We start from the raw sequence: 11952 nt of genomic DNA, 5'->3' as shown, positions 1-11952 counted from the left end.
CTTCGTACCACAAAAGTCAGCCACTCTTCTCATGATTTTCATGTCGGGGTTGCGGCTGAGATGCCATGGTGGTTTTCACAGAAATAATGAAGGAAAAAAAGCGCAGGTCGCGAATACTATCCTAGTAATGTTTGTGAGGAGTAGAAGGGGATAGATAGGACAATGGAAGACAGAGACTTTTCGCAGTTTATTGATAAAGTAAAACGCAAGACCGGTATCGATCTTGCACTGTATAAGGAAGCTCAGATGAAACGCAGACTAACCTCGCTGCGCGTAAAGAGAGGATACCATACATTCGAGAGCTTTTTTGAAGCGATGACGAAGAATCAGGAACTGTTTGATGAGTTTCTGGATCGCATGACGATAAACGTATCGGAGTTTTTCCGCAACCCGAGCCGCTGGGAAGTGCTCGAGAAGAAGATTTTGCCGCGTTTGCTGCAAGAAAAGAGCAAGATCAAATGCTGGAGCGCCGCTTGCTCGACGGGTGAAGAGCCGTATTCGCTAGCGATGCTTCTCTCTCGTTTTATACCGCTGCACGAAGTGGACATCACCGCAACGGACATTGATGAAGGCGCAATTGCCAGGGCCAAGCGCGGCATCTACACTGAACGTTTACTGCAGGATGTGCCGAAAGATTTGATTGCCAAATATTTTAAAAAAGACGGTATTATGTACAGCATTTCGGATGATATCAAGCGCTTAATTAAATTTAAGCGTCACAATATGCTCGCCGACCCATTTGATCAAAACTATGATTTAATTATTTGCCGCAACGTGATGATTTATTTTACAGAAGAGGCAAAGCATAATTTGTATCATAAGTTTGCCGCCTCTTTGCGTACCGGCGGCGTACTATTCGTCGGAAGTACAGAGCAAATCTTTCAGCCTCAGCAGTACGGATTTGAGCCGGAAGATACCTTTTTTTATCGCAAAATGTAGCTTCTGAATGAAAAATACACGCCGCGCGTGTTCCGGTATGGCGAGCGCGGCGTTTTTGCTGAATTTTGTCTAGGATTTTCCCGGCAGCTATACTATAATAGCATGTAAAAAATAAAATGAGCCGCTGAAAGACCGGACGGCTGTGTTTTATACCAAAAGAAACAGACGCAGGAAACGCCGGCAATACAAAAAGCAGTACAGTATCGTTGTTTTCCGGCGTAAATTAAAAGGGTGGAGGAAGATTATGCGCTATCTCACAGCAGGAGAGTCACATGGACCGCAATTAACGGCAATTATCGAAGGAGTACCCAGCAACTTGCCTCTTTCCATTGAAAAAATTAATGAGCAGTTGCTGCGCCGCATGAAAGGTCATGGACGGGGCCGCCGCATGCAAATCGAGAAGGATCAGGTAAAGATTGTCGCCGGCGTACGTCACGGTAAGACGACGGGTGCCCCGATTTGCCTTGTAGTAGAAAACAAAGACTGGACGCACTGGCAAACGATTATGAGTCCGGAGCCGGTGGATGAAGGGGAAGACAAACGCCGCGTCTCACGTCCGCGTCCGGGCCATGCGGATTTAAACGGTGCGCTAAAATACAACCAGCGCGACATGCGCAACATTCTGGAGCGTTCCAGCGCGCGGGAGACTGCAATTCGCGTAGCAGTTGGTGCAGTGGCGCGTCAATTATTAGAACAATTTGACATTACGGTCGCAGGTCATGTACTTCGCATCGGAGAGGTGGAAGCGAAACCTGTAGACGTAAGTCTGGAAGAAATGATTCGTATTACGGAAGAATCTCCGGTACGCTGTTTGGACGCTGACGCCGCGAAGAGAATGATGGACCTGATCGATAAGGCGAAAGCCGACGGCGATTCGCTTGGCGGCGTGGTAGAAGTGCGGGCAGAAGGTCTGCCGGTGGGGCTTGGCAGCCATGTGCAGTGGGACCGTAAGCTTGACGGCCGTCTTGCCCAGGCAATAATGAGCATTCAGGCATTCAAAGGCGTGGAGATTGGCATCGGATTTGAAGCGGCTGCCCGCCCCGGGTCGCAGGTGCATGATGAGATTATTCTTGATGAGCAGGGGAACTACTCTCGCAAAACGAATCGTGCCGGCGGATTGGAAGGTGGCATGACAACGGGAATGCCTGTTGTTGTACGTGGCGTCATGAAGCCGATCCCAACGCTGTATAAGCCGCTGAATAGCATTGACATTGATACGAAGGAGCCATTCGCCGCCAGCATCGAGCGTTCGGACAGCTGCGCCGTGCCGGCCGCCAGCGTCGTGGCGGAGGCAGTTGTGTGCTGGACACTGGCCGACGCGCTCTGTGAGAAATTCGCGGGCGATTCGCTGGAAGAAATGAAAGCCAACTATGATAAATACAACCGTCATGTAGAGGAGTTTTAATCGATGAAACAGTTGACGGTAGAGTTGGGGGAACGGTCATATCCAATCTGGATTGGACCTGGCGTAATCGAGCAACTGCCGCGTCTGCTCGAAGAAGCGGGCATCGACAGCGGCCGCAAGCTGTTCATCGTTACCGATGAGCATGTGGCTCCACTGTATTTGGACCAAACGAAGAGTCAACTGCAGGATGCCGGTTATATGGTATACCATAATGTAGTGGAAGCCGGAGAGAAGGCGAAAAGCCTGGCTGTCTACGAACGGGTAATGACCGAGGCGCTTGAAGCTGGATTGGACCGCAAGTCGGCGTTTCTTGCCCTGGGCGGCGGCGTGGTTGGAGACCTGGCCGGATTTGCAGCGGCTACGTATATGCGCGGCGTAGCGTTCGTACAGATTCCGACGACGTTGCTGGCCCATGACAGCAGCGTGGGCGGTAAAGTGGCGGTAAACCACCCGCTCGGCAAAAACATCATCGGTGCATTCCATCAACCGCGTCTGGTCGCGTATGATACGGAATTTTTGAAAACACTGCCGCCGCGCGAAGTGGCTGCAGGATTTGCCGAAGTGATAAAGCACGGATTGATCTGGGATGAGACATTCGTGACGTGGCTTGAGCAGAATGCAGAGGGTCTGCAGCGTTTTGAGCATGATCTGCTGCAGGAAGCGCTGCTTCGTGCCTGCAGTGTGAAGGTGGCTGTGGTCTCCGAAGATGAGAAAGAGCGGGGTCTTCGCGCGATCTTGAATTTGGGCCATACGTTCGGCCATGCGTTTGAGGCGCTGTGCGGCTATGAGACACTGAATCACGGCGAAGCGGTCTCCATCGGTATGGTTGCCGCTGCCATGCTCGCAGAGAGATTGGGCATCGCAAGCGGCATCAGCGCCCGTACACGGCATATTCTTGAGAAATATCGGCTTCCGGTTATGCTGCCGCACGCAATGAACGCAGATGAGATTATCGAAGCAATGCGGCGTGATAAAAAAGGAGAAGGCGGCAAGCTTGTATTTGTGCTGCCGACTGCAATTGGCAAAGTAGAGATTAGAAAAGATGTGGCAGAAGAGCCGGTGCGTGAAGTGCTTCGCGCACTGCAAGAAGGAGGGGAGTCGTAATGGCAGTTCGTGGTATCCGCGGGGCGATTACCGTTACCGTAAACGAAGAGGCCGCTATTCTCGAAGCGACTGAAAAATTGATACGTGCTATGGTGGAAGTCAATGGCGTGGACCCGGAAGACATAGCGAGCGTTATGATTACAGTAACACACGATTTGGATGCGGCGTTTCCGGCGCGTGGAGCACGCGCACTTCCGGGATTCGAGCTGGTTCCGCTTATGTGTTCGAACGAGATTCCGGTGCCGGGCAGTCTTGAAAAATGCATCCGGGTAATGATGCTTGTCAATACGGAGAAATCAAGCCGAGAAATCCGCCATGTATTTTTAGAAGGCGCGTCGGTTTTGCGCCCCGATTTAAATTCGCAGGTAAAGTAGAGGGCGGAATGGTTGACAGCCGGATGAAAAGCCGCTATGCTGAGAATAACCAAGATAGATTGAGTTAGAGTTGAGAGCAGAGAGAAGATTTGAGTCTGAGAAGAGCAGAGCCTGAGAAGAGACGAAGATCTGTTGATTAAGTATGTACGGAACAGACATTTCGAATCCAGGGCTGTGTTAACCCTGGATTTTTTGCGTCCTCTTTAGGCCCTCTTCCCCGATGAGAGGAGAGGTACAACCAATATGTTTACCCCAACATTGGCGGAGGTGCGCGAGTTTGCCCGAAGCCACAATTTTATTCCCGTTTCTTATTCCCTTCTGGCCGATCAGGCTACTCCCATTCATTTGTATCAAAGTTTGCGCAGACCCGATTCGTTTTTGCTTGAAAGCGTAGAGGGGGCAAGCCGTCTCGGCCGCTATTCGTTTATTGGGCTTTCGCCGTTTCTTAAGTGCCGAACGGTCGAATCCGGTCTTGAGCTTTCCTATCGTTTGGGAGAGCGCGTACTTGTGGAAGGCAACCCGCTGGATGTGCTCCGCCGTCAGCTTGGACAATTCCGCAGTCCTAGCATAAAGGGCTTGCCTCCGTTTACCGGCGGTGCGGTTGGACTGCTTGGGTATGAGACGGTGAGATTCATTGAAGAGCTTCCCCGGGCTGAGCATGATGAACTGCAACTTGATACGATGCATCTGCTGTTCGTGGACGAAGTTATCGCATATGACCATGTGAAACAGGAAGTAAAAGTGATTGCCAATATGCAGGTACACGAGAATATGACGGACGAAGAGTTATCCGCGCTGTACGAGAAGGCGTGCGGCCGGATTCGCGAGCTGGTGCGTGAGATTGCCGAATCAGAGACACGGGCGTTTGCCCGCATCGACAACATTCCCATGGAAGGCAAGGAACTTACCGTAACAAGCAATATGACGAAAGAAGCGTATATGCATAAGGTGAACCGGGCTAAGGAATACATAGCAGCGGGGGATATTTTCCAGGTAGTGCTCTCCCAGCGGTTTGCCGTTGAATATACAGCGGATCCGCTGCTTGTCTACCGCATTCTTCGTCTAACCAATCCTTCGCCCTATATGTATTATTTCGAAATTGACGGTGTAACGGTCGCCGGAACGTCGCCTGAGTTGCTGGTTAAGGTCACTGACGGAGAAGCGGAAACGCGGCCGATTGCCGGAACGCGTCGCCGGGGTGCGGATGAGGCGGAAGACGCGGTGCTTGCGGCCGATCTGCTGTCCGACGAAAAAGAATGCGCCGAGCATTTGATGCTGCTCGATTTGGGGCGTAACGACATTGGGCGGGTTGCCCGTTTCGGAAGCGTGGAAGTGACGCAGCAAATGGAAATCGAATATTATTCGCGGGTGATGCACATGGTCTCGCATGTCCGCGGTACGCTGGCTGAAGGAAAAGAGCCGTTTGATGCGCTTACTTCCTGCTTCCCGGCTGGAACGTTATCCGGCTCACCGAAAATCCGGGCGATGGAGATTATCGCAGAGCTGGAAGGGGAGGCACGCGGTTTTTACGGAGGTGCTGTTGGTTATTTCAGTTTTGGCGGCAATCTGGATTCATGCATTGTCATTCGGACCATTGTATTCCGAAACGGAAAAGCGTACGTACAGGCGGGAGGCGGCATTGTGGCCGACTCCGTGCCGGAGGATGAATATGAAGAGTCAAGAAACAAGGCGCGGGCTATGCTGCACGCGTTGAGCTTAGCTGAGAAAATGGCGAGCGTAGAGGAGATGAGAACCTATGTTTAAACAATTGCTCAGGCAAGTTGCAGAGGGAGAGTCGCTGACACGGGAAGAAGCGCGTAACGCAATGCGGCTGATTATGGAAGGCGAGGCACAGCCGATGCAGATTGCCGGATTTTTGACGGCACTGCGCATGAAAGGCGAGACGGTGGACGAAATCGTCGGGTTTGCGGAGACGATGCGCGAGAAAGCGGTCCGCCTGAATACGGATGGTGAAGGGTTGTTGGATACATGCGGTACGGGCGGTGACGGCGGCATTTCATTCAATATTTCTACGGCGGCAGCACTTGTTGCGGCGGCGGGCGGCGTCCGCGTCGCCAAGCACGGCAACCGGGCCGTATCAAGCAAGAGCGGCAGCGCGGATGTATTGGAAGCGCTCGGTGTGACCATTACGACGACTCCGGAAGCGGCAGAGCGCTGCCTCGAAGAGACGAATCTCTGCTTCCTGTTCGCCCCACAGTATCATCAGGCGATGAAGCATGCGGTCGAACCACGCCGCCAGCTCGGCTTCCGTACCGTATTTAATCTGCTGGGTCCGCTTACCAATCCTGCCCGTGCCGATCGGCAATTGCTGGGCATTTATGATAGAAATCTCGGACTGAAGATAGCGGATGTGTTGAACGAGATGGGCGTCAAACGTGCGCTTGTCGTGGCCGGTGCGGACGGCTTGGACGAAATCAGTGTCAGCGAGCCGACATACATTGTGGAAGTGGATCATGGCGCAATTTCTTCGTATACGATCCATCCGGAAATGTTCGGCCTGTCTTCCCACCCGCTGACTGACATAGCAGGCGGGGATGCGCGGGAAAATGCGGGAATTATCCGCCGTATACTGGACGGAGAGCCGGGCGCATACCGTGATGTTGTCGTATTGAATGCAGCCGCCGCGTTCTATCTGAGCGAACAGGTCGGCTCCATCGCGGAAGGTGTCCGTTTAGTAGAGGAACTGCTGGACACGGGACGGGCAAAGCACAAACTAGCGCAGCTGATTCAAGTAACGGGAGGTGTCAGTCATGCTTTCTAAAATCGTAGAGCAGAAGCGTCGGGAAGTTGAGCAATTGTATGAACGCACTTCAATTGCGGATTTAGAAAAACAGATTGCAGACCTGCCTGCCTGTCTCTCGCTTAAGCAGAGATTTTTGCAGAGGAGGCGCAAAGTCGGCGTCATTGCCGAGGTAAAAAAAGCATCGCCGTCACGCGGATTGATTCGGGAGCCATTCGATCCGCTTGCCATTGCGCATGCATATAAAGAGGCCGGTGCGGAAGGGATATCCGTGCTGACGGACGAGGTGTTCTTCCAGGGCAGTCTGGACTTTTTGCGGCAGATTAAACAGACGCTTACGAAGCCGATTCCGCTTCTGCGCAAAGATTTCATGATTGATCCGCTGCAGCTATATGAAGCACGGGCGTATGGGGCGGACGTCGTCTTGCTCATCGCAGCTATCCTTGACCGCGAACAGCTGTACACACTGGCGAACGAAGCGCGCTCGCTTGGATTGGAAACGCTGGTAGAAGTGCACACGGCGAAAGAATTGGATACGGTATTGGATACAATTGAACCCGACCTGCTGGGCATTAATAACCGGGATTTAAAAACTTTTCAGACCACTCTTACCACGACGTTCACTCTGTTGGAACAGCTTCCGGATTCGTTTGTTACGATCAGCGAAAGCGGTATTCATTCACCAGAGCAAATCGCACAGTTGGCCGAAGCGAACATCGACGGCGTGCTGGTGGGTGAGCACTTTATGCGCCAGGCAGAAATCGAGAGTGCCGTATACGATTTGGTAGGGCCGATACGCAGTACGGAGGAGGCACGTTCATGAAGCCGCTGCTGAAAATTTGCGGCATTACCGATACGGAAACGCTGGTGGAGATGAACGCTGAAGGGCTCATGGCCGACCAGCTCGGTTTTGTATTTGCCGAAAGCCGACGACAGATCGAGCCGGAGCAATGGAAGCGCCTTTCCTATCTTATACCGGATAAGATAAAAGCGGCAGGTGTATTCGTAAATCCCTCCCTTAAAGACATTGAGGCAGTATTTGAGGCGGCTCCACTCCATATCGTACAGCTGCACGGCGAAGAAACGCCTGCGTTTTGTGAACAGGTACGCAATCGGTTCGGCTGTGTGGTGACCAAAACGTTCAGCATTCGGGAGAACGAGACGGACCGGCCGCAAGCGGAGCTTTCCGCCTACGTCGGAAGCATGGACTATATGCTGTTGGATACGGCGGTGGGAGACAGATACGGCGGTACCGGAAAAACATTTGACTGGAAGCGGATTGCCCCATACCTTGCATGGAGCCGTACACACGGCATTCCGCTGCTGGTGGCAGGAGGAATTGGTGCGGACAATATGCTTGATTTACTAGAACGACATCGCCCGGATGGTATCGATATTTCAAGCGGCGTAGAAACAAACGGACGCAAAGATATCGAGAAAATACGAAGAATTATCGAGAGGATGAGAGAGTATGAGCAGAGCGCAGTTGAGTAAGCAGAGCAAAGGAAGATTCGGATCGTTTGGTGGCAGGTATGTGCCGGAAACGCTGGTGAATGCCCTGGATGAACTGGAGGCAGCGTATGAAGATGCGCTGCAGGACAGGGCGTTTCAAGAGGAGTTAGCCGATTTGCTGCGGCAGTATTCCGGACGCCCCACCCCGCTGTATTTTGCGGAGCGGTTGACGGAGAAGCTGGGCGGCGCTCGCATTTATTTAAAGCGGGAGGACTTGAATCATACCGGCGCCCATAAAATCAACAATGCGCTGGCTCAAGGGCTGCTGGCAAAACGCATGGGCAAAAAAGAAATCATTGCCGAAACCGGCGCAGGCCAGCACGGCGTGGCGGCGGCAACCGTTGCCGCACGCCTGGGGCTCAAGTGTAAAGTGTTTATGGGTGAAGAAGATATGAAACGCCAGAAGCTCAACGTATTTCGGATGGAACTGCTGGGGGCGGAGGTCGTTCCGGTGTATTCGGGTACGCGTACATTGAAAGACGCGACCAGCGAAGCGATCCGTTTCTGGGTAAGCAAAGTGGATACGACGTTTTATATGATCGGATCTGTAGTCGGGCCGCACCCGTATCCCAAAATGGTCCGTGATTTTCAGCGCATTATCGGCGATGAGGCGCGGGCGCAAATTCTCGAATTTGAGAATCGTCTGCCGGACTATGTCGTGGCGTGCGTAGGCGGCGGCAGCAACGCAATGGGCATTTTCTATCCGTTCCTTCAGGATACGACCGTTTCGCTTATCGGCGTAGAAGCGGCGGGACACGGCATAGATACGGACAAACATGCGGCTACCATTACGAAAGGCAGCCAAGGTATTATTCATGGAACAATGACGTATTTGTTGCAGGATGAGTTCGGACAGATTATCGAACCACATTCCGTCTCAGCCGGTCTAGACTACCCGGGTGTAGGACCGGAGCATGCGTATCTGCATGACAGCGGTCGTGCCACCTATCACGCAATAACGGATGAGGAAGCGTTGGACGCGCTGCGTCTGCTCTGCCGCGAAGAGGGAATTATTCCCGCATTGGAAAGTGCACACGCAATTGCCGAGACGATTAAGCTTGCACCGACGCTCACATCGGACGATATTATCGTCGTCTGCCTGTCCGGCCGTGGCGATAAGGATGTAACGCAGATTTACGAACGGGAAGGGGAGAAGCAGGCATGAGTAGTATAAAAACAGGAGCCGAGCGTATTGCGGCGGCGTTTGCAGAGGGCGAGCAGGCATTCATTCCATTTATTACAGCGGGGTATCCGGCTCCCGAATTAACGGTAGATATCGCACTTGCGATGCAGGAAGAAGGCGCGGCAGTCATTGAGCTGGGCGTACCGTACTCCGACCCGCTGGCAGACGGCCCAACGATTCAACATGCCTCGGCACAGGCGCTATCACACGGCGTTACGATCCGTCGCACACTGGAGATAGCAGCGGATATGCGCAGGTCGGGCCTTACTGTTCCGCTGGTGCTGTTTACGTATATCAATCCGGTATTACAGTATGGTCCGGAACGGTTGTTTAAAGAGATGGAGGCATCCGGTATAGACGGCATTCTTATCCCGGATTTACCGGTGGAAGAAGCCGGAGACATCGAAACGCTGGCGGAAAACTTCTCGCGTCCGTTGATTCAGCTTGTTGCCCCAACTTCTGAACAGCGTGTCGAAATGATTGCTTCACGGGCAAAAGGGTTCCTGTACTGCGTATCTTCGCTTGGCGTAACCGGCGCCAGGGATGCGCTTGATGAAGGAGTCACCCGCTTCCTTGCCCGTGTGCGTCAGCACGCTTCCGTCCCTGTGGCGGTAGGCTTCGGTATTTCGAGTGCCGAACAGGCACAGATGGTTGCCCCGTACAGCGATGGATTTATCGTCGGGAGCGCTTTGCTCGAGAAGATTCGCGAGGCAGAGCCGATGCTTACGAAAGAAGAGACGAAAGAGGAAGGTTTTCGTATAGTAAAAAGATTTGTACAACAGTTGCGATCTAGGGTATGATGGATGAAAAAGTGAAAACAAACATGAGGTGAGAGCATGATTCCAAAAACCCGGATTGTCGACCTGCCTGTATACGAGCCGGGCAAGCCAATTGAAGATGTAAAACGGGAGTTAGGATTGACTGAAGTTATAAAGCTGGCATCCAACGAGAATCCGTTTGGTTGCTCAAAGAAAGTAAAAGAGGCGATTGTAGCCGAGCTTGACCAGTTGCAGATTTATCCGGACGGCGCTTGTCTGGAACTGCGCGGTTCGCTGGCCTCGTTCCTGGGTGTGAAAGAGCAGAAACTGATTTTCGGAAATGGGTCCGATGAGATTGTAATGCTCATCGCACGAGCCTATCTCGAAGCGGGAACGAATACGGTAATGGCGACGCCGACGTTCTCCGTTTACAAAACAAACGCCACCATTGAAGGGGCGGAAGTGATTGAAGTGCCGTGCATAGACGGTTCTCACGATTTGGATGCTATGCTGGCACATATCAATGAGCAAACGCGCGTTGTCTGGGTGTGCAACCCGAACAATCCTACAGGGAAGATGATTGCCGAGGACGAGCTGGTCCGCTTCCTTGAACGAGTGCCGGCGCACGTACTTGTTGTGCTGGACGAGGCATACATAGATTACGTGAAAAATGAGGCGTTTCCAAAATCGCTTAATCTCCTCGAAAAATATAACAATATGATCGTACTGCGCACGTTCTCGAAGATTTATGGTATTGCGGCGTTGCGTGTCGGCTATGGAGTGGCTGCAGAAGAGATTGTTGACAAGCTGAACCGTGTACGTGAGCCGTTCAACGTAAACCATCTCGCACAGAAAGCCGCGCTGGCCGCGCTCTCGGATCAGGAATTCGTCGCGCAGTGCAAAGCGGCCAATGCCGAAGGCCTGGAGCAAGTGTATACGGAATTGGACGCACTCGGCGTACCGTACTACCGTTCCGAAACAAATTTCGTGTATATAATGCCCGAACGTGATCCAAGAGAGATTTTTCAGGAAATGCTCAAGCAGGGCGTTATCATCCGCGCGTTCCCGGAAGCGATTCGCGTAACGATCGGAAGCAAGGATCAGAACGAAAAAATGCTGGCTGCACTGAAGTCTGTACTGACTCCCACGAGAGGATAAATCCTTCGCGGGTCTGCGGTCTTTTTTGGTAGAGTGGAGGAGAAGGCAGAGGTATGACTGAGATTGCGATTCTAGGAGTGGGGCTTATCGGCGGTTCGCTGGCCCTTTCACTAAAGAAAAACGAAGATGTACATATTACCGGATTTGATGTGGTGGAAGACAATCTGCGCATGGCGTGCTCACTCGGCGTAATCGATAGAGGAACGACTCATCTCGCCGAAGCCGTGGCGCAGGCTGATTTCATCTTTTTATGTGCTCCTGTAGGCAAACTGCAGGAGTTGATTTCGTTTTTGCGTTACACGCCGTTAAAGGAGGGCGCAGTCATTTCTGATACCGGCAGCACAAAAGTATCGGTAATGGAACATGCGTACGGATTTGCACAACGAGGCGTGTATTTCATCGGCGGACACCCGATGGCAGGTTCGCATAAATCGGGGGTAGAGGCCTCGCACGACCGTCTGTTTGAAAATGCGTATTACGTGCTGACGCCACCTGAAGGTACGCCGAATGAAATAGTAGAGCGTTTGAAAATACTGCTTGCACCGACCCATGCCAAAGTCGTAATAATGGATGCACAGAAGCATGACGAAGTCGTGGGAGCGATTAGCCATTTTCCGCATATTATTGCCTCCGCGCTGGTGAACCAGGTGGCTTCTTATAATGACGAGATGGATTGGTACCGCTGTCTGGCTGCAGGCGGATTCCGCGATATTACGCGTATCGCATCCAGCAACCCGGGTATGTGGCGCGATATCCTG

General features: G+C 52.4%; 12 protein-coding genes. All 12 read left to right on the top strand.

The features are described 5' to 3' along the window. The first annotated feature begins 162 nt into the window (after positions 1-162). Positions 163-939, top strand: coding sequence for a CheR family methyltransferase (locus B2899_RS02445; RefSeq protein ID WP_286883779.1), 777 nt, complete (start codon positions 163-165; stop codon positions 937-939). Between the two features lie 244 nt (positions 940-1183). After that, the gene (gene aroC, locus B2899_RS02440) at positions 1184-2344 is read left to right on the top strand and encodes a chorismate synthase (RefSeq protein WP_286883777.1); all 1161 of its coding nucleotides are present in this window, start codon (positions 1184-1186) and stop codon (positions 2342-2344) included. A gap of 3 nt (positions 2345-2347) precedes the next feature. Next, positions 2348-3448: a 3-dehydroquinate synthase gene (gene aroB / locus B2899_RS02435; RefSeq protein ID WP_286883774.1), complete on the top strand. Its 1101-nt coding sequence runs from the start codon at positions 2348-2350 to the stop codon at positions 3446-3448. After that, complete coding sequence (gene aroH / locus B2899_RS02430; protein ID WP_146809519.1) at positions 3448-3822, top strand: chorismate mutase; 375 nt, start codon at positions 3448-3450, stop codon at positions 3820-3822. The genes aroB and aroH overlap by 1 nt, the downstream gene beginning before the upstream one ends. A 243-nt stretch (positions 3823-4065) precedes the next feature. Beyond that, complete coding sequence (trpE, locus tag B2899_RS02425; RefSeq protein WP_286883770.1) at positions 4066-5586, top strand: anthranilate synthase component I; 1521 nt, start codon at positions 4066-4068, stop codon at positions 5584-5586. Next, entirely contained in the window at positions 5579-6604 is a 1026-nt protein-coding gene (trpD, locus tag B2899_RS02420; RefSeq protein ID WP_146809521.1) for an anthranilate phosphoribosyltransferase, read from the top strand. Before trpE ends, trpD begins: the two co-directional genes overlap by 8 nt. Further along, positions 6594-7406, top strand: coding sequence for an indole-3-glycerol phosphate synthase TrpC (trpC, locus tag B2899_RS02415; protein ID WP_286883765.1), 813 nt, complete (start codon positions 6594-6596; stop codon positions 7404-7406). The genes trpD and trpC overlap by 11 nt, the downstream gene beginning before the upstream one ends. Further along, the gene (locus B2899_RS02410) at positions 7403-8077 is read left to right on the top strand and encodes a phosphoribosylanthranilate isomerase (RefSeq protein WP_286883762.1); all 675 of its coding nucleotides are present in this window, start codon (positions 7403-7405) and stop codon (positions 8075-8077) included. Before trpC ends, B2899_RS02410 begins: the two co-directional genes overlap by 4 nt. Then, the gene (gene trpB / locus B2899_RS02405) at positions 8055-9260 is read left to right on the top strand and encodes a tryptophan synthase subunit beta (protein ID WP_286883759.1); all 1206 of its coding nucleotides are present in this window, start codon (positions 8055-8057) and stop codon (positions 9258-9260) included. The genes B2899_RS02410 and trpB overlap by 23 nt, the downstream gene beginning before the upstream one ends. Next, the gene (gene trpA, locus B2899_RS02400; RefSeq protein ID WP_286883756.1) at positions 9257-10078 is read left to right on the top strand and encodes a tryptophan synthase subunit alpha; all 822 of its coding nucleotides are present in this window, start codon (positions 9257-9259) and stop codon (positions 10076-10078) included. Before trpB ends, trpA begins: the two co-directional genes overlap by 4 nt. Positions 10079-10114: 36 nt before the next feature. Further along, entirely contained in the window at positions 10115-11194 is a 1080-nt protein-coding gene (hisC, locus tag B2899_RS02395) for a histidinol-phosphate transaminase (RefSeq protein WP_286883753.1), read from the top strand. Between the two features lie 53 nt (positions 11195-11247). After that, positions 11248-11952: prephenate dehydrogenase (locus B2899_RS02390; protein ID WP_286883751.1), on the top strand; the 705-nt coding region annotated here is incomplete at its 3' end.

It is taken from the genome of Aneurinibacillus sp. UBA3580, from assembly GCF_002375825.1.
Taxonomy (GTDB): domain Bacteria; phylum Bacillota; class Bacilli; order Aneurinibacillales; family Aneurinibacillaceae; genus Aneurinibacillus; species Aneurinibacillus danicus.
This window is presented reverse-complemented; position numbering and strand designations above follow the sequence as displayed.

Excerpts from the sequence above, each read along its gene's own strand:
- B2899_RS02445 (WP_286883779.1), top strand. The coding sequence starts at position 163 with ATGGAAGACAGAGACTTTTCGCAGTTTATTGATAAAGTAAAACGCAAG.
- aroC (WP_286883777.1), top strand. The coding sequence starts at position 1,184 with ATGCGCTATCTCACAGCAGGAGAGTCACATGGACCGCAATTAACGGCA.
- aroB (WP_286883774.1), top strand. The coding sequence starts at position 2,348 with ATGAAACAGTTGACGGTAGAGTTGGGGGAACGGTCATATCCAATCTGG.
- aroH (WP_146809519.1), top strand. The coding sequence starts at position 3,448 with ATGGCAGTTCGTGGTATCCGCGGGGCGATTACCGTTACCGTAAACGAA.
- trpE (WP_286883770.1), top strand. The coding sequence starts at position 4,066 with ATGTTTACCCCAACATTGGCGGAGGTGCGCGAGTTTGCCCGAAGCCAC.
- trpD (WP_146809521.1), top strand. The coding sequence starts at position 5,579 with ATGTTTAAACAATTGCTCAGGCAAGTTGCAGAGGGAGAGTCGCTGACA.
- trpC (WP_286883765.1), top strand. The coding sequence starts at position 6,594 with ATGCTTTCTAAAATCGTAGAGCAGAAGCGTCGGGAAGTTGAGCAATTG.
- B2899_RS02410 (WP_286883762.1), top strand. The coding sequence starts at position 7,403 with ATGAAGCCGCTGCTGAAAATTTGCGGCATTACCGATACGGAAACGCTG.
- trpB (WP_286883759.1), top strand. The coding sequence starts at position 8,055 with ATGAGCAGAGCGCAGTTGAGTAAGCAGAGCAAAGGAAGATTCGGATCG.
- trpA (WP_286883756.1), top strand. The coding sequence starts at position 9,257 with ATGAGTAGTATAAAAACAGGAGCCGAGCGTATTGCGGCGGCGTTTGCA.
- hisC (WP_286883753.1), top strand. The coding sequence starts at position 10,115 with ATGATTCCAAAAACCCGGATTGTCGACCTGCCTGTATACGAGCCGGGC.